Annotated in this window: 21 protein-coding genes and 1 tRNA gene; 13 read left to right on the forward strand and 9 right to left on the reverse strand. The window is 35.2% G+C overall.

The annotated features are described in order from the left end of the window. Position 1: 1 nt before the first annotated feature. From QZZ53_RS00945 to QZZ53_RS00980, 8 genes are all read right to left on the reverse strand, one after another. The gene (locus QZZ53_RS00945; RefSeq protein WP_296380485.1) at positions 2-127 is read right to left on the reverse strand and encodes a hypothetical protein; all 126 of its coding nucleotides are present in this window, start codon (positions 125-127) and stop codon (positions 2-4) included. An 87-nt stretch (positions 128-214) separates the two neighbouring features. After that, positions 215-4,474, reverse strand: a complete 4,260-nt coding sequence (locus QZZ53_RS00950) for a strawberry notch C-terminal domain-containing protein (RefSeq protein WP_296380488.1) — start codon at positions 4,472-4,474, stop codon at positions 215-217. Further along, complete coding sequence (locus QZZ53_RS00955; protein WP_272022811.1) at positions 4,467-4,868, reverse strand: hypothetical protein; 402 nt, start codon at positions 4,866-4,868, stop codon at positions 4,467-4,469. The genes QZZ53_RS00950 and QZZ53_RS00955 overlap by 8 nt, the downstream gene beginning before the upstream one ends. 20 nt (positions 4,869-4,888) lie before the next feature. After that, entirely contained in the window at positions 4,889-7,633 is a 2,745-nt protein-coding gene (locus QZZ53_RS00960; protein ID WP_178989513.1) for an N-6 DNA methylase, read from the reverse strand. A gap of 264 nt (positions 7,634-7,897) precedes the next feature. Then, a complete protein-coding gene (locus QZZ53_RS00965; protein ID WP_229719272.1) occupies positions 7,898-9,049 on the reverse strand; it encodes a glycosyl transferase family 2 in 1,152 nt (383 codons plus the stop codon). After that, positions 9,049-9,321 carry a hypothetical protein gene (locus QZZ53_RS00970; RefSeq protein ID WP_178989514.1) on the reverse strand — a complete coding sequence of 91 codons (273 nt, stop codon included), beginning with the start codon at positions 9,319-9,321 and terminating at the stop codon, positions 9,049-9,051. The genes QZZ53_RS00965 and QZZ53_RS00970 overlap by 1 nt, the downstream gene beginning before the upstream one ends. Then, on the reverse strand, positions 9,321-9,806 hold the full coding sequence (locus QZZ53_RS00975) for a hypothetical protein (protein WP_178989515.1): 486 nt from the start codon (positions 9,804-9,806) through the stop codon (positions 9,321-9,323). Before QZZ53_RS00975 ends, QZZ53_RS00970 begins: the two co-directional genes overlap by 1 nt. Positions 9,807-9,809: 3 nt before the next feature. Continuing rightward, positions 9,810-11,051, reverse strand: a complete 1,242-nt coding sequence (locus QZZ53_RS00980) for a hypothetical protein (protein ID WP_272022810.1) — start codon at positions 11,049-11,051, stop codon at positions 9,810-9,812. Between the two features lie 515 nt (positions 11,052-11,566). Here QZZ53_RS00980 and QZZ53_RS00985 point away from each other — a divergent pair. The 4 genes from QZZ53_RS00985 (at position 11,567) to QZZ53_RS01000 (ending at position 14,444) form a co-directional block, all read left to right on the forward strand. Further along, entirely contained in the window at positions 11,567-12,262 is a 696-nt protein-coding gene (locus tag QZZ53_RS00985; RefSeq protein ID WP_296380499.1) for a hypothetical protein, read from the forward strand. After that, a complete protein-coding gene (locus QZZ53_RS00990; RefSeq protein WP_179022109.1) occupies positions 12,259-12,537 on the forward strand; it encodes a hypothetical protein in 279 nt (92 codons plus the stop codon). Before QZZ53_RS00985 ends, QZZ53_RS00990 begins: the two co-directional genes overlap by 4 nt. A 124-nt stretch (positions 12,538-12,661) precedes the next feature. Next, a complete protein-coding gene (locus tag QZZ53_RS00995; RefSeq protein WP_161596083.1) occupies positions 12,662-12,835 on the forward strand; it encodes a hypothetical protein in 174 nt (57 codons plus the stop codon). A gap of 4 nt (positions 12,836-12,839) precedes the next feature. After that, the gene (locus QZZ53_RS01000) at positions 12,840-14,444 is read left to right on the forward strand and encodes a recombinase family protein (RefSeq protein ID WP_296380504.1); all 1,605 of its coding nucleotides are present in this window, start codon (positions 12,840-12,842) and stop codon (positions 14,442-14,444) included. Here QZZ53_RS01000 and QZZ53_RS01005 read toward each other — a convergent pair. Continuing rightward, positions 14,410-14,483, reverse strand: a tRNA-Arg gene (locus QZZ53_RS01005). The genes QZZ53_RS01000 and QZZ53_RS01005 overlap by 35 nt on opposite strands. Positions 14,484-14,566: 83 nt before the next feature. On the opposite strand from QZZ53_RS01005, the gene QZZ53_RS01010 reads away from it, so the two are divergent. The 9 genes from QZZ53_RS01010 to QZZ53_RS01050 all read left to right on the forward strand — a co-directional run. Beyond that, on the forward strand, positions 14,567-15,202 hold the full coding sequence (locus QZZ53_RS01010) for a Crp/Fnr family transcriptional regulator (RefSeq protein ID WP_296380506.1): 636 nt from the start codon (positions 14,567-14,569) through the stop codon (positions 15,200-15,202). A 57-nt stretch (positions 15,203-15,259) separates the two neighbouring features. Further along, positions 15,260-15,817, forward strand: coding sequence for a YeeE/YedE thiosulfate transporter family protein (locus QZZ53_RS01015; RefSeq protein ID WP_296380508.1), 558 nt, complete (start codon positions 15,260-15,262; stop codon positions 15,815-15,817). Position 15,818: 1 nt separating this feature from the next. After that, positions 15,819-16,235 carry a DUF6691 family protein gene (locus QZZ53_RS01020; RefSeq protein WP_296380510.1) on the forward strand — a complete coding sequence of 139 codons (417 nt, stop codon included), beginning with the start codon at positions 15,819-15,821 and terminating at the stop codon, positions 16,233-16,235. Then, positions 16,236-17,039, forward strand: coding sequence for a sulfite exporter TauE/SafE family protein (locus QZZ53_RS01025; RefSeq protein ID WP_296380513.1), 804 nt, complete (start codon positions 16,236-16,238; stop codon positions 17,037-17,039). Between the two features lie 68 nt (positions 17,040-17,107). Next, the gene (locus tag QZZ53_RS01030; RefSeq protein ID WP_296380515.1) at positions 17,108-18,514 is read left to right on the forward strand and encodes an MBL fold metallo-hydrolase; all 1,407 of its coding nucleotides are present in this window, start codon (positions 17,108-17,110) and stop codon (positions 18,512-18,514) included. A 92-nt stretch (positions 18,515-18,606) separates the two neighbouring features. Continuing rightward, a complete protein-coding gene (locus QZZ53_RS01035; protein WP_296380517.1) occupies positions 18,607-18,879 on the forward strand; it encodes a heavy metal-associated domain-containing protein in 273 nt (90 codons plus the stop codon). Positions 18,880-18,999: 120 nt separating this feature from the next. After that, a complete protein-coding gene (locus QZZ53_RS01040) occupies positions 19,000-19,596 on the forward strand; it encodes a TetR/AcrR family transcriptional regulator (RefSeq protein WP_296380519.1) in 597 nt (198 codons plus the stop codon). Between the two features lie 121 nt (positions 19,597-19,717). Next, positions 19,718-22,126 (forward strand): MMPL family transporter, encoded by a 2,409-nt coding sequence (locus tag QZZ53_RS01045; RefSeq protein WP_365940169.1) that lies wholly within the window; start codon positions 19,718-19,720, stop codon positions 22,124-22,126. A 20-nt stretch (positions 22,127-22,146) separates the two neighbouring features. Continuing rightward, positions 22,147-22,633 (forward strand): outer membrane lipoprotein-sorting protein (locus tag QZZ53_RS01050; protein WP_296380521.1); only part of this gene is annotated, 487 nt, incomplete at its 3' end.

Genomic DNA, 22,633 nt, shown 5'->3' on the forward strand with positions numbered 1-22,633 from the left:
CTTAATTTCTTTTTGCTTTTTTGAATAGCTTGTCAGCAGCTTCGTTAGCTTCTTTTTTGGTTGAGTAAATACTATCGATTACATCTGCATCCATACCACGCCTAAATTTATTTTTGAGTTCTTGCATAGTTGTAGGTTGACCATCAAATATGGATTTTCGAGTTCGATAGAATGGCGTGTACACGATGTACATTTTATTGGGATTGACTTTCATCTATTTCAAAGCAATTTGTAGTTGGTTAATTAGTTCATCGATAGATGCTATTTGAGCAATCGTATCCTCATAAAAGACACGTCCTAAATCTAGAGCAGTGTACTTTCCAAATACAAATTCTGCATTACCATCTTCGTGTAGGTTATTCAAAATAAAATAACCCATTGCCTCAATCGCTTCGTGTAATGGCAAGTCTCTTACTTCTTCAATAATGGCATTAAAATCATCTTTAATTTCTGTCTGGAGGATAGTCGTTTTCCAATCTTCGTAAGGTTCTTCAACGTTCTTAAAAATGGGAATCAGCGAGTAATTGTATTTCTCCTTGTCAGTAAGTGGGCGATTGTAAATCACAAGACCAAATTCGTAATCTGCAGTTGGTTCTTCATAGCTTACAAAACCAATGGTGGGATTACTTCCTTGGCCATAAGCACGTCCTAATTGATACTTAAAATTTCCTTTTTTCTGTTTGGTCTGTGCTTTCCAATCGGTTTCATTTTCAATTTCCCAATCTTCGAGTTCACGAGCTTTGCCCATATACTGCACTTGAAAAGCATCCAATCGATTTAGAAACGGTTGCAGGTTTTCCAAATGCAATGCGCCAGTCATATCGCCAGCATTTTGTACAAAGTCTGGCAATTCATCTTGTGATTGACCAGATTCTCGTCTTAATAACGAACGTAGTTTTTCGTCAATTACCGCTGGGTATAAATCCTTTTTGTCTAAATAGACTTGATAATAATTATCACTTATTCGCTTTGCTCGAAAACTTAACTTGTGATCTGCAAAGAAGTCATCTAAATCCAATTTGCTAATTATTGGATACGCTTCAGAAACTGGAAGCAATGCCGAATCTGCCTCGCCTTCTTTGCCAAAGTCTCTATGCAATAGGATTCCATTTTTGATGGTACCTTCTTTGGTATTGTACTTAATCAGTTTGTTTTGAGTACCAATCTGACCTGAAGCACCTACGATATTCTCTGTCAAAATGTGACGACGTTCGCGTTTTGAAGAAGCCTTTTTAATCAGCTCGTTCCATTCCAAATTAACCATTTGTATGTCGACATCGGTAATGCCACGACTCTCTGTAAATACCTGGCTAATGAAACTCTGCTCGGCAGGCTGTAAACTGTATGTTAAAATCTTACGGGAATCTGTAACACCAAATTTTAAACTGATATTACTCAACGTATATGGGTTCTTACCAGATTTCCCGACGCTCACACCCAAGAAGATTCCCCAAGATGGTTTTATGGTCGTACCAATAAACGGAACACGAATCACATCGCCAATATTCCACATATTGGTATAGCGTAAAATGATGCTTTGAATGTTTTCTAATCCAGCGATATAAGTAGCGAGCTGTGAAGTCTTTTGATTGATAAGCGCTTCCAACTTGTTCCAGTCCGATAGAATCTTTTCGTTCTCTTCTTCGGTTTCTCCGCTGCCTCTTTGTGGTAATACTTCCCGATCTTCTTTTAATTTTTCTATGACCTTAAAACGTTTTGCTTTTCGGTCTTCTAAAAGTTTAGGATAAGCTTCATTGATTTGATCTTCTAATTTCAAACGCACTTGAACTGGTTTTTCTCCATCAAGCGCATCTTGAATGCGCTGATCAATATCTTGTTTGGTAAATGGTCGTTTTAGGTTATTTACTATAGTAATATCCCGTACCGTATCTTTACCAAATGGTGTGCGACCACCTTGACCTTTTTGAAACAGGAAACGCTTTTTTACTTCGGCATCGAGTGGTAAAAATTCAGTTTCCAGATCATACGTGCCTTGCTGTTTTTCTAATTTGATTTGATGGTCGTATCGTTCTAATAAATCATCGTACAACGCGTCTTGATCTTCCACTTTAAGTAATCCAGCTCTTCCAGTTAATTGACGGATAGCACCTTCTTTAAAACCATTACGTTCATAAGAAATGAAGCCTCGTTTATCGGTTTTCTTTTGATATGTTGGATAACCCAATTGTTCCATCATCTCTTGGTTTTCATCTACCCAATTCCACGCTGCGATGTCACCATATTTGTTTAGGAAGTCGGCACTTTTTAAAGTATCATCATTTGTCTTTTGCGAGCCTGTGGTATTAGCATCCAGCGATTTTAATTTTGCTTTAAGCATCGTCATTAAACGCTTTTCGGTCGGAATGTCACTTGTGATGTAATAATACTCTGGCAAGTTCACTTGACCAGTACGATTGATGCGTCCCCTTTTCTGAACTTCAGTATTTATATCCAGCTCGAACTGATGTACGATCATCGCTCGCTGGCGTTGGTCTTTAAAATCTTTACTCGCGTGCGCAGAAGATCCTGTACTACCACTTTGATTAATAAGCAGCACATCATAATCGCCACTATTAAACATTCTAAAAGAGCGTTCTGTATTGCTACGAAAAGATTCTACAACCGCTTCATCATCAGTTAAATCAATACGTTGATTACGACCTGTTACTTCGGCTACTTTGAAATACATATCAGAATGACCGCCTAAATGTTTGGGCTTCTTTTCAGTCTGCAGTAAATGAATCAACTCGTCAATGGGCGAAATAGATAGTCCAGAGCTTTCTAATAACATTCGTTTTTTGATGTCGTTGTATTTCTCAATCCCATTCTGAGGCAATTCCTCTAACTGAATACGTTCTCTGGTTTTTTCGCCATCAATCGCCACATAATTGTAGTTAAATATTCCATCGAGTCCTTTGACTAAAGTTCTAACAAAGTCCATTTGTTCATTTGGAATCACATCGCCACTTACCAAATTCAAATCTTTCAAGAATGCACCCATTGTGGACTTAAATGCAATGACTACTTTCTTGTCTTCCTTCAGTAATTTGATGGTGTGCGCTACCACATCTTTGACTTTCAATGCAAATAGCATTTGGTCAATGATGTTGAACACACGAGAAAAGTATGGCGATTGTTTTACGCCAAGTCCTCTCGGTTTAGAAGACATATGCTCGCCTTGCGCTTTCGCGGAAGCGTGAACGTCTGCTAATAATGGCGCCACAAATTCCTGCTCAAAAGCCACTACGTCATTCATTAAACTGATGATGCGATTGACGCTTTCTCGACTTTTACTGCGTTGTGGTTCGGCGTCCAGTGTTATGTAATCTACATTGATACCTTCGTTGGAACGCTGACGTCTAATAAGCTGACCACTTTCTGAAAGATTGGATGCCACAATTTCCTGTAATGCTAATCCGCCACTGGTCATTGAACGCACAAAATTTGAGTCGGTCAATCCTGTTTCAGCGATGGCGGTTTTCTTCGCATAGAAAGGCATCACTTCTGGATATTTGGCGAACGTAGCACTCAAAAAGCAACAAGCTTTAGTTTGCGGCAAGACTTCGCGCATCCAGGTACCGATGATGGAATCGAAACCGCCAGCCATATGCGACTCATCGAGAATGAAGATGAGCTTCTTATATTTTTTACTTCCATCGATTCCGTTATTTACCATTTTCTCAATCCACATACGTTTGTAGGGATGTGCAGATTGCACTTGAGAATAAGTAGCAAAAATCATATCATAACCCAATGGTAAATGGTCGAGCGTCAATGGAATTTTAATAGTTGGTGTTTTATCAGGATCAGGTAGTTTCTTCCCAATCTTTTTATGGTATTCAATAGACTCTGGACTCTCCGTTGGAAATTCAATTTCGTTTGAAATCAGGTCAGCTTGCGCAGAACTACTCAGCGGACTGAACACCACATTACCATCGGCATCTTTAATCTTTGCATTGGTATCTGTATTGACTATGAATGGCCTGATGTTCTCAAAACCTATCGCTTTCAGATCACGATACATATCTGTAAACAAGTCTGGTTTCTTGGTAAAAAAGACAGGAATATAATCGTTCATAACTGCGTGTCGTATCACCGCAGCAGCCTGCCGACCTTTTCCTATTCCTGTCTGATCTGCTATAATAATGCCTTGCTCATTTTCAAATTGATTGAGATACAAACCAACCGCATCCACTTGTTCTGCACCCAATCCACTCCAAAGTTGTTTGGTGGATTCATACTTTAATTGATTACGCACATAATTATCAATATTCCCTTTTGTCTTCACAATGCTATTGAGCGACTTTTGAACCTCAAATGCCATATTACGCGGAATGAGCGTATTCATTCGGTATGGCGCTTTTGACTTTGGGACGTATTCCACTAAAGCACTTTCTTGCGTGGCAAGTTTTGCGACCTCTTCGGCATCTTGCTTAAAATCTGCCTGTTCTATTTCTAATTCTTGGTTACTCATTCTTGTGTTGGGCTAATGCTTCTAAATAAGTTCGTAATGTGATTTCTGAATACAACTGAATGGCCTCTTCTTTATCCATACCACTTCCATAAAGCAATGAATCTTGAGGTGCGGTTTCGTCCAGTTTATCCCAACTTTCTTTGAGTGTCCAGAGTGCGAGTTGCATCTTATCTGTATTGGCAAGAAAGTCGGCTATTTCTGCTACCGATTTCCCTTCGGTGTAGACCAACTCCAGATAATCTTCAATAAGAGCAATTGGGTTTTCACCTTTCGCGAAAGCGTGTTCCACCAGTAGATGTAATTGAATGTAAAGTGCTGCTTCGTGGTCTTCATAGCGTTCAAATGATTTGGTGTTTGTGACCATAAAGAGTTTTGTACTCGTGTCGTTAGGCATTAATTGATTATTGAAATAGATCATTTTGTTCTTGCGGTTTTAAGCTGTTTTATGATGGTATCGATATTTGGTTTGATGTGCGATTTGGTTTGCTTCCAGAGATCTTCAAACGTCTCTACCATATCTTCTAAATGTGGTTGTTCGCTTTTGTTTGGTGCTACTCCATAAGGTTTTGATTTACGACCACCAATGAGAATGAGCATTGTTTTTGTAACCGCTCCTTGTTTATTGTAGAGCTTGTAACTATTCATATTAATCACATCGTCTACTTTGTAATGACGATACAGCCAGTTGAAAAACGGACGGTATTTTGCAAAAAGTCCGTCGTCTCCAAAATAGACGTGTCCCATTATAATAATTGCTGCCTTGCCATCATCTTTCATCGTGTAAAGCGCCAATCCAGCCATCAAGTGTTCTAGGCGAATATGGTTTGCTAATCCGCGATGTTTGTTGAAGTATTTCTGTATAATTCGCTCCTTATCAAACTTAGAATCATCCCAACTTGCAAATGGCGGATTGGTCACGACCACATCGTGAACTTTGTGCATCATTTCTGGAAATGGTTCTGCTGCGTTATCTGATGTAATACGACCAAAACCTTGATGCTCTAAAGATTGTTTTCGGCTTTTATCTATCTCGTTGACGTGAGTGATTCTTGGATTCGCTCCTACGAGTAGCAACCCATTTCCAGCACTTGGCTCAAAGATGAACTCGGCTTCATCCATTTGGGTGTATTGCGCGATGATGGCTCCAATAGGACAAGGCGTGGAATACTGTTTGTAGAGTTCTTTACTACTATCAGAATACGCATAGGTAGGTTGCACTTTATTCCAAAACAACACCATCTTTTTCAGTCGTGCTTCAAATGGGATAGGTTCTCTGTAGAGCATCTTGTACCATAACAACCAACTCAATTCTACCGCTTCCCAAAGTGCGCCCATCGTTGGTGCATTGGTTTCTTCTCTAAGCTTTTCTATCTTCTTTTTTGATAGGCGTTCCGCTTTCGCGAAAGCGGTATGCAGAATAGCTATGACCTTATCTAAATAGTCGTTGGGTTCTTGATGTTTTTCTTTTTTAGGCTTGGGTTCTGGAAGTGATTCTTCGACCTCTAAATCCTTGTTCATATAATCCTGAATGACCAGTTTGGATCTTTCCAATCTGCTTATTTCCCATTCAATATCATTGAAAGCTTCTTTGGACTGCTTATCGGTTCTGGGTTTGTTGGATTTTGGGTTGACTAATTCCAATTTCTTTTCAACCAATTCCATTAATAAGGAATCCATAATCACAATTCCCTTTGCTAAATCTGCAATAGGTCTGGAATGTTCGACCGCAGACCACCATTGATGCCTGTCATCGTATGCGCCAATTTGAGAAGCTAAAGTTGAGACACTTTTATAACCAGTATGAACGTTCACATAAGGATAATCTAAATCTGTAGGATAGCCGATTTCTTCAAACGCTTCCAGACCGCGACTTTCCCACTCACGAAGAACTGTAGAACGATTTACATTAATTCCATAATCATTAGGATGTGCCATTTGAGACAGACGAAATAAATCTAATCCAGAGGCTTGTTCAATGGTATCATCTGTAATGTTGTAGAGTCGCTTGAACTTCATTCTCATAAAGTTGGCATCACTTAAATTGAGTCCACCAGATTGAAAAGGTTCGCCAGCTTTTGTTGGGACTAAAACATTGGGAACAATATGATCGCGATTGAAAATATCTTTTGATACAGATAGCGTTCTAGCGACCTCTTCTTTCAGATGGAAAAGAGGTAAGTCTAGCGATAGGTTCAAGCGATTGATTTCCATTAACGCCATTGTGCGCGATGAGAAAGTCAAATCCAAAATCCAATCCTTAAAGTTTTGTAGCGCTTTTAAAAGTTCGTTCTTAAAACGTAGTTCGCTGGATTGTTCCTGCGCATCTTCTAAATCTAAAATGGTGGTGGCTATGATGGTTTCATCTTCACCTTCAAGACTCTCTTCTAAAATTACAAGTTTGCTAATCACTTCGCTTAAAATCTCACGAGTAGAAATTTTACGCTCTTTATCGGTCTTGTAACCAGACTCATTTTCTTTAGGCACTTCTTCAAGGGTCTCTTCGTTTTCAGTTTTGCTATCTTCTATAGGAAGTTCGTTTTCTATTTTGATTTGCTTTTCGTTGTTTGTTGTCTCAAGAGTAGGTTTGTCTTGAGCTTTGCCATCCTCTATAGGAAGGTAGTTTTCTACTTCCTTAGTAGGTTCGTTTTCTATTTCCGTTATCTCATCGACTTTAAAACGATTTATAATTTGCCCTTTGTCATATATAATGCGAGCTTTCCGTTTATAGTTTCTGGGAGAGACTTCGACGTTTTGCAAATCGTCTCCATATTTGGTAATGGCATATTGAGTTGCTATTTCTGTAGCGACCTTCTTATAGGGATCGAATAAAACATAGTCCTTCGTTTCTGCCTTTTCTGTACCTCTGTATGAAATAGTAACAAAACTAAATTTGCTTTTATCAATGTTTTCTAAGGAAGGTTGAAACGATGGATACATCGAAACCGTTTTCCAATCGTCTCCACGAGAAAACGCATCTCTTAAGGAAGTAGCAAAACTTTTATAGGCTGGATGCGCATCAGAATACCAAGTATTTTTCTTCTTAAAAACCTCGCGAAAGCCTAATTCTAATAGGAAGGTCGAAAACTCTTTGGGTAGGTTTTCACTGAATAGCAATTCAATTGCGTTTTTCTCTTCGTTCTCTGTAATCGTTACCTGCATCTGTATCGGGAATAGGAAAACTCATCGCTATAGGAAGCTCGTTTTCTCTTTGATTTAGGATAAATATAGATTTGAGAGTCGGTCGATTGACCTTACGGAAATGTACTTCGGTACATTGGGATTATTTTGAAATTAGGTTGAAATGGGTAATCGTAGTAACGGTAAGGGTTTTGAATTTATGGGTGGGATAAATTCAATAATTTTAGAAGGTACTCTAAAGTAATATCCCTGAACTTTCATTTTAAGTTAAGGGATATTGATTGATTAAATATATAAGGAAGTTATTTTATCAATAGATGTCTTTGCAAAGCTGTTATTATTCCAGATATTCTTTATGAGACTAGAAGAAAAATTTTTCTCTTTATCATATTTTACAAGTGTTTCAAGAGCTTCTAACCACTCAGGAGCTTCACTCGCTAAAAATCCATTTTCTGCATTGTGAATCCATTTTTTGACTGGATGGTGAGATGATGCAACTACAGGAATCCCAAACGTTGAAAGCTCCATAAAAAGCTGATAGTTTTGATGCCTATTAAAAAGACATTCTAAAGCAGGTAGTAAAACTACATCGAGTTGTAAGCTGTTCAACTTTTCAAAATAATCTAAGAATGAAACGGTAGGATGTATTTCTACTTTATATTCTTTAAAAAGTTTTTCTACTTCCCATACAGAATAGGGCTTCCCGAAGTAAATAAACTCAATTTGATCTCCAAAATTTTTTCTCATTTTAAAAAGTACTTCCTTAAGAGATAGCAAATCTTCTTCGGTTGATTTTATTAAGCCTACTCGTAATTTCTCTGAAGTGTTTCTTGTAAGTGGTGGCATTTCTTCATAGCCATATCTCGAGACTAAACTGGGAAGGTATTGCACAAATGTATGTGCGTTTTCTAAGCGGTCGTCAATGAATCGCTGCAAGAACTTTTGAAAAGCTTCATTTGCAACAGTCACGATATCCATTAGACCCAAATTATTTTCTATGCACTTTAGTTTGTCATTAGTTAGCTTTCGCGAAAGCGGAATAGAAACAGGTATCGCAAAATAATTTCTATCTAAGTCCATCACTAATTGAACCGAAGGATTAAGCGTTTTGATAGCCTGCATCAAATAGCTAACATCACTAAACAGGGCAGGGAAAATGATGTAATCTGCCCAGGTAATTAAGCGCTCATCCAGCTGATTTACAAAATCAGAAAGTTTCATCGAGAAGTCATTGGTCTCGATACTGGTAATAATCGCCTTATGCGTATCTGTTTTATTGATTTCTAATGCAGGTGTTATCATCCTGTAATAACCTGTCGCATTGAGTTTGGGACTCACATAAAGCAGATGAATTTTATCATCTGCCTCTATGTTATATCGCTGGTCAAAATTGTTTTTAGGATTGAGCTTCGCTTGTAATTCTTTAATTGTTCTCATTATATAGTTTCAACTGATTTCTCAATCCCTTCGTAAAATTTTGCAATGCGTTGTCCGGTTGCTTTGTCATAAATCTCAATGGTACCAGCTAATGGACCATATTGTTTTATCTTTTTTCTGAAACGTTCCATACCAGTTTCTTTGCTGCGTGTTCTTGATAATTTGTGCTTCCAATCTATTGAATACATTGTTCTTACGTTACCGTCTTTAAACCAGACAATCATTTTTGAAAATGAATCTTGTCCTAGTTTCCATCCTTTGCTTTGTGCCATTATTTGAAATATTTAATTAGTGAATTAAGTGGGATTTGTTTTATAAACTCTTCATTTTGAAAAGCTCTAACCTGGACTTTATCGTCCTTGAGGTGAATCCAAATACGGACGCTTTCTTCATCAATACGATTGGCTTCTGCAAACTCTTTGAGGTATTGTTTGATGCTGAAGGCAACTTTATTCTGTACGTTATCCAATTGTGCTAATTGCTCTTCCATAAAGAAATACGTGAGCTCTTGAGTAGGTATAGCGCTCACAGGTTTACTCTGATTGTATAAAAATGAACGTATGATGTGATCTTTTTGAAAAATCCTGATGTAGAGACGATCCTTTGGGATTTGAAGTCTGTTGGAAATGTAGTTGGTGCGGTTAGTGATAGTTTTAGTTACCATCTTTTCGTAACCAAAAATATCAACCGTCAAATCGGTTAATGCACCTTTGAGTTTTTTGCTCAAAGACGCATCATTTTTTTTAAATGGATTCATTTTTTAAGTATTAAGTTGTAAATATTTGTGTGTAGAGTGATTCAAAACAGAAGCGTGAAAAGTGTTCAACAATTCTGGTTGACCTAATTTGCTGATTCTGGTTTCGCAAGACCTAAATAGCTCAAGGCGAGGTTTTTGCTTTGCAGTTTCTTTTTTCTCATTGTTGAGAAAACGACGAATTTGAGCTTGTAAAATCAGTTTTAACCGCACCTCGTATTCTCTTTTCTTCTGCTTTTGGTACCAGATTCTCGTTCCCGTAAAACCTGATGGATTTTTTGGATCAAAGTATTTGTCTGGCAGCTGGACGTATCGTTTTGTTGGGTCTTTTGCAATGTATTTTTGTACAATTCCTAAGCGACTTACGTAAACTTCGTGAACGTTTTGCAGTTGTTTGTCAGAGACGGGCTCATACCACAGATAAAGTAGTTTCAGCGCCATTTTCTCTTGACTTTGAGTAAGATAATGGTCTTTGTAGATGGTGTTTCGCGCCAGTTTCCAGAAGGACTTGACATAAAATGATAGGGAAGCGGAACGAGCCTGATCGACGCCTGAAATTTCGGCGCTGGTTTGATCTGTGGCTCGTGATTTCCGCTCTATTTCCCCTGCATCATTATTTTTTTTGGGGTCTATTTTTCCTGTGTATCCTGTAAAAGTGTTACTAGTAGCGTTGCGTGACTCATAACCGTTCGTGAGTGGTAACGAACTCGCTTTAGTCTTCAACTTATCAACGCCTATTATTATATTATTTATGTAACCATTGTTACTAGTATCTGTATGAGGACAAGTTGTCGTTTTAGAATTTTTAAAAAACTGATTATCAGTAGTTTTTGATTTTTCAGTTTGAAGCTCATTTTCAGGCTTATTAACGGCTTTTACACCACCTATTAACAAGATGTTTGGGTTGATAAAAAGCTCGTATCCCGAATTGGAACCGTGCCATATCTTTTTAGTGATGATATTAGCTTCTATGAGGCGTTTCAGGTGTCGCTGGATGGTTCTTGTGCTTGCTTTGGCACGTTTGGCTAGCTGTACGTTATTAGTCTTTAATGGAGGTAAATTCTGTAAATCTATGGCAGCTATACTATTTGCCTTCAGTAAGGATATAGAATAAATCTTGATGATCTCTTGAGTGGTTAAGATCATTGCCTGTCTTATATGCGAAGAGAGGTCCTTTGTGCTTGCATTATGCTGGTTAACGTAACCTTCTAAAGCATTAAATGCGGTTGAGTATTGTATGATGGCCATTGTTGAGACAATAGCCAGTAATCAGCTTTTTTGCTGTCTGTACTGGTAATTTGAGTGAAGTGCCCGTTTAAGCATCTTAATTTTTAAGCCTCGTTGAATAGTATCTCTGTTCGCTTCTTAATAGAAGATCGCTTTTCTTCTTTTTCTTCAATGAGATCAAGGCACAATTCATAAATAATTTCTACACTACTGGGTCTGATAGATTGTAGTCTAAAAAACTTGGTAATCGTGGGGCGTGATAATTGTGTTTTGCTTTTTATGACGTTCACGGGACTATCATAAAGCTTCTCCATCCTGAGAACCACCTTTTTAATATCTTCTGTTAGGTACATTAATTAAATGTTTAGTAAATTAATTGACAACATATTGTAAATAAAATACAAATAAAACATCATTTATACTTTATTTGATGCCAAATATACTTAATATTGCATTTCAATTAACATAATAATCTAAAATAATGTTGTTTTAAAAACAATAAAGTAAATAACGTATTGATAAATAGATAGATATAGATGAAAGAAAATCCCCAATATGATGAGATAGATCTCAAATTTGTAAATGCAGTAGATGAAGTGATTGCTGTAAATTCTGAGTTAGGCATTAAACCTAATAATGACAGCTCAATTGGTAAAGAGGTTTATCCTACTAACAGAAGTATAGTTTCTGCAGTAAGAAGCAGGTCGAAGCATATTCCGCATTTAGCTCTCATCAATTTTGCTAAGCGTTTTAATGTAGATATGAATTACTTCTACAATGAAACCCCATTGCAATATCAGCCACCAACTATCACAAATATTACTGTAAAGAAAAACGGAATAAGTAGTACTGGAGATAACGCGACTAATATTCACGCAGGTAATGGAAAGATAAAAGGAATCAACAATGCTGAGGCTGGCTCAAAGAACACCTTAGTAGAAGTTGTAGAAGTCAATACAATGATTAACAACTTTATATCTCAAATAGATGGCGAACGAGTAAAACAGTTCTTGACTATTATCTCAAAAATACAAGTGGAGAGCAAATCTTCATCTAAAAAATTAGAACGCATTTTAATTGAGAAATCAGAAGAAATAAAAGAAATGCGTATTTCATTTAAAGAAGAAATGGGAGAGCTAAGAGAAGAGCTTAAAGAAACGCGTGAGAAACTTGATATTTCTCTTAAAAGAGAAGTGGATTTATTGAGAGAGCTATTAAACGAAAGAAAATGAGTTTAATTATAGAACAGAAGGATTCAAAGTCATTAGATGATTTTAGTCCTGAAGAACTTCAGTTAATTGAAATGACAAGAAATCAAAAGTTTCAATCATTGAGAATAGTAAAACGTGACGGTCGAATTGATATGATTGAAGGAGTTGAGCGTATTGAGGACAGAACTAAAATAGTAGATATCCTTAAACAACACGATTATCAGAATATTGAAATTAAGCAAAGCGATGGCAGAATCGTCTTGATTAACAGAACAGTAAAAACAAAGGTTAAGTAAACCAATTTAAGCAACTGAGTATAGTCATCGGAATTACCGAAGCTTTGCTGCGAGATCATAAGGATCACTATTTCAGATTCAATTGTAACCAAAAAGTAATGGAGCGATTGATAAGAAAATTAAGATGTCTAACTCAATTGCAGTAGAAGAAAAACCTACTTTTAAGAAATATGATGCTGAATGGCTTCAAAAGTTTGATGGCTTCGAAGATTATTCAGATAAGAAAGTAGAAGAGACAATAAACCAGTTAGAAGAATTTGCAAAAGTACTTTGTGAGCATCTTCAAAATAGTAGTTAAGCATATGAAAGACCAAACAATATTTGATCAGTTTGCCAAAAAAGGTAAAGGACAAAAATTACGAACAGATGGTAAAGCTGTTATATACACAAGAGTATCTACCAAAGAACAGGCAGAGAACAACGCCAGTTTAGAAACTCAATTAAAGTACTGTAAGGAGCTTGCAAATAAAAAAGGACTTGTGGTAAGTGAGTATTTTGGAGGAACCTATGAGTCAGCTAAAAGTGATGAGCGTAAGGAATTTCAAAAGATGCTTAATTATGTAAAGCGAAGAAGTAACGTAGGCTATATAATTGTCTATTCTTACGATAGGTTTTCAAGGACTGGAGCTAATGGCGCTTACATAAGTGATCAGTTAAAAAGACAAGGTATTGTCACAATATCAGCTACCCAAGAGGTTGATACTTCTACAAGTGCAGGATCATTCCAACAGAACCTTTACTATATGTTTTCTCAGTTTGATAATGAATTGAGAAGAGATAAATCAGTGTCTGGAATGCAAGAGAAACTTCGCAAAGGACATTGGACAGGCGCATATCCGTTTGGTTACACAAATGCCAATCCAGGAAAAGGAAAAACTCCCAAATTTGTTATTACAAAAGAAGGAAGGCTATTGAAGCAGGCTTTCTTGTGGAAAGCAAACAGCAATATGTCTCACGTTGAAATCGCAAATAAATTACAGGAGAAAGGGCTTAAAATAAATGATAAGAGATTGAGCGTTTTATTTAGAAATCCATTCTATTGTGGACTTATTGTAAATAGCCTCATACCAGGAGAAGTTATTGAAGGCAATCATCAGCCTATGATAACTAAAGATTTATTTCTTAAAATTCATAACCTATTGAATACAGGAACTGAGACCAGAAAATACTGCGTAGATGATGAAAACTTACCTCTGAAAACATTCTTGAAGTCCACAACTTGTGGAACTCCTTACACAGGGTTTATCGTAAAGAAAAAAGGGCTTTACTATTATAAGAATCGTCGTAAGGGAAGTAAGGAGAATAGAAGTGCTAAGAAACTACATCAAGAGTTTTTAGAGCTTTTAGAGACATACAAGCTAAAGGATAAGAAGTTTGTAGCACCATTAAAGGAAATGGTTTACGACACTTTTGTAAGTATGAATGAAGAGGCTATTAAAGAGACCAAAGAACTATCAAGTGGTATAGTCGCTATTGAAATGAAGTTAGATCGTTTAGAAGAGCGCTATGTTTTTGAAGAAATAAATAAGTCTCAATATGATAGATTCAGAACCAAGTTGGTAGCAGAAGTTAATCAAAAAAAGAAAAATTTATCAAAACATAGCTTCGATAGTTCAAACCTTAAGAAGTCGATAAATACTGCATTGAAGTATGCACTCAATCTACCGCTATTATGGAGTTCTGGAGATATTGAAGTGAAAAGAAAACTTCAATATATGGTCTTTCCTGACGGTTTAGGGTATGACTTCAAAAACAAGAGAGTTCAAACTTTTAGAGTGAATTCTATTTTTGCTCAAATCGCCTGTTTATCAGATACATTAGGGGGAAATAAAAAAGGGAACTTTCAAAATAATATTGAAAATTCCCTTTCAGTGACCTCGACAAGATTCAAACTTGTAACCTCTTGAGCCGTAATCAAGTGCGCTATTCAGTTGCGCCACGAGGCCTTTTTAAGTGGGTGCAAATATAATACATTTATTAAAAAACTACCAAACTATTTTTTTCAAAATTGTAATTGTATTTTTGAAATATGATTTCAAAAGAATTACTTCAACCATTTCACTACTTATTTGATTCAGAAATTATTGATAATATCTCTAGTTTCTCTTTTCTTAAGACGTACAAAAAGCACGATATTATTATAGATATTGGACAAGACTTAAATTTTATCCCTCTTCTTATTAATGGAAATATCAAAGTTTTAAGAGAAGACACTCATGGTAATGAGCTTCTATTATACGTTTTAGAAACTGGAGATACATGCGCTATGTCTTTAACTTGCTGTATGGCAAAATCAGTAAGTAAAATTAGAGCAATTGCCGACGAAGACGTAACAGTTATAATGATTCCTATTGCTAACATGAAATTATGGTTTAACACCAATGAGAGTTGGCGTAGCTTTATTCTTCAAAGTTACCAAGTTCGTTTTGATGAAATGTTAGAAACCATAGATACATTAGCATTCATGAAAATGGATGAACGATTATTTAAATATCTTACAGACCATGTAAAATTAACAGCCTCAACAACACTGGAAATTACACACCAAGAAATTGCTGAAGATTTACACACCTCTAGGGTTGTAATTTCTAGACTTTTAAAACAACTTGAAAGAGAAAATAAAATTGAACTTGGAAGAAATAGAATCTCTGTTTTAGAGTTTTAGTAACTTTTGTAGCATATCCTATTATGTATAATTCTATTTTTGCATCAAATTAAATCTATGGAATACATCTTACAACCTTGGCCATGGTATGTTTCTGGACCATGCATTGCTATTGTAATGTTTCTCCTACTCTACTTTGGCAGAACATTTGGTATGTCATCTAATCTTAGAACAATGTGTGCTATTGGAGGAGCTGGGAAACATGTTGATTTTTTTAAGTTCGACTGGAAAAGCCAAAGATGGAATCTTATTGTAGTGCTTGGAGCTGTACTTGGAGGTTTCATAGCCCATAATTATCTATCCAATCCAATCCATATAGACCTTAGTGAAGATACCATCAAAGATTTAACCGTTCTTGGTTTCAATGGCGCTGGTCAAAGTCTTTTACCACCAGAACTATTTAGTTGGAATTCTGTATTTAGTCTAAAAGGGTTATTAATTTTGATCATTGGAGGTTTTTTAGTTGGTTTCGGAACTCGTTATGCAGGCGGTTGTACATCAGGCCATGCTATAACAGGATTAAGTAGTTTACAATTACCTTCATTAATTGCTGTAATTGGTTTTTTTATCGGAGGTTTAGTTATGATTCATTTCATTTATCCAATTCTATTTTAACATGGGAAAATATTTAAAATTCTTTTTAGTGGGTATTTTCTTCGGAATTGTTTTGGTAAAATCTGAAGCAGTATCTTGGTATCGTATTTTTGAAATGTTTAAGTTTCAATCCTTTCACATGTATGGTATTATTGGTACAGCCGTAGGAACTGGTATTATTCTACTATTACTTTCTAAACAATTAAAAATAAGAACCATCCAAGGAACTTATATAAGAGTTCCGTTAAAAGAAAAAGGGTTTGCACGCTACATTATTGGAGGAACTATCTTTGGTTTAGGATGGGCACTATGTGGAGCTTGTCCAGGACCTATGTATATTTTAGTTGGAACAGGAGTATTTACAATTCTTATTGTTATTGCCGCAGCATTGTTTGGCACTTTTATATATGGTTTAATAAAAAACAAATTACCTCATTAAATGGAATTAACAGAAATTATAGGATATTTTGGCGCATTAATTGTTGGGCTAGTTTTAGGTCTAATAGGTGGTGGAGGTTCTATTTTAACTGTTCCTATTTTGGTGTATTTTTTAGGGTTTAATCCTATTGCTGCAACAGCCTATTCGCTTTTTGTGGTAGGTAGTACGGCATTAGTAGGTACTCTAAGAAATATTAAACAAAATCGAATAGACTTTAAAACGGCAATAATATTTGCTGTTCCTTCAATAATTACTGTCTTTATGGTAAGAAGTTTAGTAATCCCAAACTTACCAGAAGTCATATTTTCTATTGGTAGTTTCAAACTTACCAATTCACTTTTTATAATGCTTTTATTTGCTTTAATTATGCTTTTAGCAGGCTGGTCTATGATTAAATCTAAAGAAATAGATAGTGATACAGAAATTAAAGAATTTGATAAAATGCACTATTTCGCAATTGGCACACAGGCAATAGGTATTGGTGTTTTAGCAGGTTTAGTTGGAGCTGGAGGTGGGTTTTTAATAGTTCCAGCATTAGTCTTACTAGTAAAACTGCCTATAAAAAAGGCAATCAGTACATCCTTATTTATTATTGCGATCCAATCTTTAGTAGGATTCTTAGGTGACATAAAAACGTTAATTATAGATTGGCAGTTTCTCCTTACGTTTACGATTATCTCAATCTTTGGGATTTTTATAGGACTAGCATTATCTAAAAAAATTAGTGCTAAACGATTAAAAAAAGGATTTGGATATTTCACCATAGTAATGGCAGTTTATATCTTATATAAAGAGCTCATTTAATACTTTGTGATAAATATCACATTTCAAAAAATGAAGTTTCGTAAATTTGCATCATAAATATATTAAGAATGAAAATTGAACAATTATATACAGGATGTCTAGCACAAGGTGCTTATTACATTGAGTCAGATGGTGAAGTTGCTATAATTGATCCGTTAAGAGAAATTCAGCAATACATTGATAAAGCTGATTCTAATAATGCAAAAATTAAGTATATTCTAGAATCGCATTTTCATGCAGATTTTGTCTCTGGGCATGTAGATTTAGCAAATAAAACTGGAGCGACGATTGTTTTTGGTCCTGGAGCCACTACAGATTATGATATCCATGCTGCAATCGATGGAGAAGAACTTAAATTAGGAAAACTAACCATCAAAATTTTGCACACTCCTGGTCATACTTTAGAGTCTGCAACCTATTTACTAAAAGATGAAAACGGAAAAGATTACGCCATCTTTTCTGGAGACACTTTATTCCTAGGTGATGTTGGACGACCTGATTTGGCAATAAAATCTGATTTGACTAAGGAAGATTTAGCAGGAATGTTATTTGATTCTCTTCGAAATAAAATTATGCCTTTGGCAGATGATGTCATTGTATATCCTGCTCATGGTGCAGGTTCTGCTTGTGGTAAAAACTTAAGCAAAGAAACTGTTGGTGTTTTAGGTGATCAAAAGAAAACAAATTACGCCTTACGTGCAGATATGACAAAAGCAGAATTTGTAACTGAAGTGCTTGATGGTATTGCGCCACCTCCACAATATTTCGCTAAAAATGCCATGATGAATAAAATGGGTTATGACGCTTTTGATACCGTTCTAAAAACTGGTGATGTTGCGCTTAACCCTGAAGAGTTTGAAGCTTTAGCAAATCATGAATCTGCATTAGTTTTAGATGTAAGACCAGAATCGGACTATATAAAAGGACATATACCAAATTCTATATTTATTGGCTTGAATGGCTCTTTTGCTCCTTGGGTTGGTGCTTTAATTACAGATTTAAAACAACCTATTGTTTTAGTGGTTCCTAAAGGAAAGTCAGCTGAGACTGTTACACGATTATCTCGTGTTGGTTATGATAACACACTTGGTTATTTAGAAGGAGGTATTGAAGCATGGTCATCAGCAGGAAAAGATATTGAAACGTTAGAATCTATTTCTGCAGAAGAATTTGCTAACTGCGCAAAAACTAGTGATATTAATATTCTAGATGTTCGTAAAGATGGTGAATACCAATCTATGCACTTAGAAAATGCCCAGCATTTGTCATTAGACTTTATCAACGAAAAAATGAACGAAGTTAACAAAGACAAAACCTACTACATACATTGCGCAGGTGGTTATCGTTCGGTAATTGCAGCTTCTATTTTAAAGGCTAGAGGGTTTAATAACTTAATTGATGTAGCAGGTGGATTTGGTGCTATTAAGAAAACCGATTTGCCAACTACTGATTTTGTTTGTCCTACAACTTTATAAATAACTATACTGACGGGTTGAGCGCAGTCGGAACCTATTCAGTTTTCTACACAAATTAACTTTGACTGCGCTCAGTTTGACAAAAATTATATATGAAAAGTATTTCTATAAACATCCAAAACCTTAAATGCCATGGTTGCGCAAACACTATAGTAACACAGTTATCTAAATTAGATGGCATTTCTAAAGTTACTGTTGATAATGAAACAGACGAAGTTAGTTTTAGCTATATGGATGAAACAAATTTTGACTCAGTAAAAAAGAAATTATCTGACTTGGGATATCCTATTGCAGGAGAAACAAATTCTTTACCCAAAAAGGCTAAATCTTTTGTAAGCTGCGCAGTTGGGAGAATAAAAAAATAACCACAAAATATTGTTTTTGAACGCATTACACTCAAACCACTTTTGTTTATAATAAATTTAACATTTAAAAATCTCAATTACTAGACGAGTGGTCATATATTTGCAATATTAAAATTCAAAATGACTAAAACCTTAAAACACGATCTTAAAGCTGATGCTCTTTTAGAAAAAGGAATGGAGTTGCTTTGGTCTAAAGGTTACAATGCAACAAGTGTCAATGATATTGTAAAGGTTGCTGGTATTCCTAAAGGTTCTTTCTATTTTTATTTTGAAAGCAAAGAGGACTTTGTGGTGAAAGCCATAGATAAATATTTTTGTTTGATGTTTACTCCTGCAAAAGCGATTTTGGAGAATAAATCATTATCTCCTAAACAAAGACTTTTAGATTTTCATGAATTCAGGATTAATATCTTAAAAAATGAATTGGAATGCAAAATGGGATGTATGGCTTGCAATATAGGAAATGAAATGGCTGAGCATAGTGAAAAAATTAGAACAGCAATTTTGATTCACGATCAAATAATTATATCGACGATTACTGATGTCATTCAAGAAGCAAAAGACTTAGGAGAAATAAAAAACATGATGAGTTCAGAAGATATTGCTGCCTTTATAGAAGATGCTGGAAAAGGTGCTATGATAAGTATGAAAGAAATGAAAAGCTCTTATCCTATAGATAATGCAATGAATATGATAAGAAACGTACTTTTAAAATAATTTTTTTTAATCAACTAATAGACGACTGGTCATTTATTAAATTCTTTCAATAATTGTCCCCTAACATATAATCAGAATCGTCTTATATGTAAACAAACGAATTAATAGATCAACATCAGTAATCGACTGGTCAACTAAAACAATCAAAAAAATGAATGCACTAAAAAAAGTAAAAAATACTACAAACATGTTTGCTAAACAATGGGCAAAATTTGTTATTAAAAATAAATGGCTGGTTTTAATAGGAACTTTCATCCTTGCTTTAGGATTAGGTTCTCAAGGGGAAATGGAATTTGATGGAGATTATCATGTATTCTTTAGTGAATCAAATCCTGAACTAGAAGCTTTTGATGCGCTACAAGAAAAATACACAAAAGATGATAATGTCATAATTGTCTTATCCCCTTCTAATGGCAACTTATTTACAAAAGAAAATTTAACAGCTATTGAAAAATTAACAGCAGAATCATGGAACACACCGTATTCGTCTAGAGTAGACGCATTAACAAACTTTCAGCATACAAGTGCAGAAGGCGATGATTTGTATGTAGATGATTTGTCTTATGAATCCTCTTTAAAAAATGATAATGAAATTGCTGAAATAAGAGAAAAAGCTTTAAAAGAACCATTATTAGTCAATCGCATTCTTAATGAAAAAGGAAGTGTAACTGCAATTAATATTACTGTTAAACTTCCTGGTGTTGATAGTGCTAAAGAAATTCCTGAGGTCACAATGTTTACTAGGAATATGATTTCAGAATTCAAAGAGAAACATCCAAACTTTGAAGTACATACATCTGGTCTTGTTCCATTAAACACAGCATTTTTCGAGTCTTCAATGGCAGATATGGCATTGACAATGCTAATGCTAATTATTGTCATTATAACCACATTTATATTAACTAGAAATATTTATAGCACTATAGCTACATTAGTTGTCGTTATGTTCTCAATTATGAGTGCTATTGGGTTTATTGGTATAATGGGTATTAAATTAACACCTCCTTCTGCAACATTTATGACCATGATTCTTACCCTCGCAGTAGCAGATAGTATACATATACTGATAACTATGTTACAGAAAATGCGTCAAGACGGTCTTAATAAAGTTGATGCCTTAATCGAATCGATACGTTTAAATTTTATGCCAGTTTTCATTACGAGTTTAACGACTGTTATCGGTTTTCTTACAATGAACTTTGGTGATGTTCCTCCTTTTTGGGATTTAGGTAACATTACAGCCTTTGGAATGACAATGGCATTTCTTTTCTCAACAACTGCGCTTCCAGCATTGATGGCAATATTTCCAGTAAAAACTAAAGCGAAAAAGGAAAGTACTAAAACAAATAAAAATTGGTACTCCTCTTTAGGGAATCTAGTTGCAAAACAACCATTAAGACTTACTATTATTTCTCTAATTATAATTGGTGGCTTATCCCTTTTGGCAACAAAAAACACATTCAATGACGAGTTTATAAATTACTTTGATGAGAGTGTAACCTTTAGAACAGACACCGATTATATAAGCGAAAACTTAACTGGAATCTACAATATCGAGTTTTCTGTAGGTAGTGGAGAAAGTGGAGGAATTAATAATCCAGAATACCTTACAAAGCTAAATGCTTTTGAGGATTGGTTGAACGAACAACCAGAAGTTGTTCACGTAAATGCTTTTAGTGAAGTTGCAAGACGTGTAAATCGATCAATGCATGGAGATGATGAACATTTTTATCATGTTCCTGACAATCGTGAAGAAGCAGCCCAATACTTATTACTATATGAACTGTCTTTACCTTTTGGATTAGATCTTAACAACCAGATAAATGTCGATAAATCAGAATCTCGTGTAACGGTTACATTGAAAAATCTTGACAGTCCAGAAATGATTGCTTTTGCTGAAAAAAGTGAGCAATGGTTAATTGATAATACACCAACCGAAATGCATGCCATAGCTGTAAGTCCAATGCTAATGTTTTCTAAACTAGGTTTCAGACAAGCAGAAAGTATGTTTAATGGAAATATAATAGCACTTATTTTAATTTCATTGGTACTTATGTTAGCCTTAAGAAACTTCAAACTTGGCTTATTAAGTATCATTCCAAACGTAACACCAGTTCTTGTTGGATTCGGAATTTGGGCACTCTACAAAGGGCAAATCAATACAGGAATGGTAATCGTTTTTGGTATGACTTTAGGAATAATAGTTGATGATACTGTTCACTTTATGAGTAAATTCTTAAGAGCAAGGAGAGAGTTAGGATATGATGCCAAACAAGCTGTTGTGTATGCTTTCGAAACTGTTGGAAAAGCTCTTGTAACAACAACAATTGTATTATTAGCCGGATTTGCAGTGCTTTCAACATCTTCATTTGCATTAAATAGTTACATGGCAAGAATTACAGTAATCATTATAACAAGTGCTTTAATAATTGACTTTATTTTATTGCCTTCATTATTAATTCTGACTAGTAAAAAGAAAGAAAAAATCATTCAAAAAAAGGAATTCACAAAAGTAATTCTTGATAAATAATCCAATAAAACACAAACAACATGAAAACAATAATCTTAACATTAATTCTTTTAAGTACAGTTGGACTTTTTGCACAATCTTCTGAAGATCGTGGATTAGAAATCGCAAAAGCTGCCGAAACAGCTGATTTAGGTTTCAATAGTTCTACAGTAGAATTAAAAATGACCTTGAAAAATAAAAATGGTCAAACTAGTGAACGTTTATTAACTACAAAGACATTAGAACTAACAGAAGATGGAGACAAATCTCTAATTGTATTTAATAGTCCTAAAGATGTAAAAGGTACTTCTACGCTAACTTTTACACACAAAATTGGCTCAGATGATCAATGGTTATACTTACCTTCTATTAAACGTGTAAAAAGAATTTCATCTAATAATAAGTCTGGACCATTTGTTGGCAGCGAATTCGCATATGAAGATTTATCTTCACAAGAAGTTGAAAAATATGCTTATAAATTTCTTGAAGAAAAAGGAAGTATCCTAACTGTAGAACAAGACCCTGTTG

It is taken from the genome of Winogradskyella sp. (genome assembly GCF_016744625.1).
Classification (GTDB): domain Bacteria; phylum Bacteroidota; class Bacteroidia; order Flavobacteriales; family Flavobacteriaceae; genus Winogradskyella.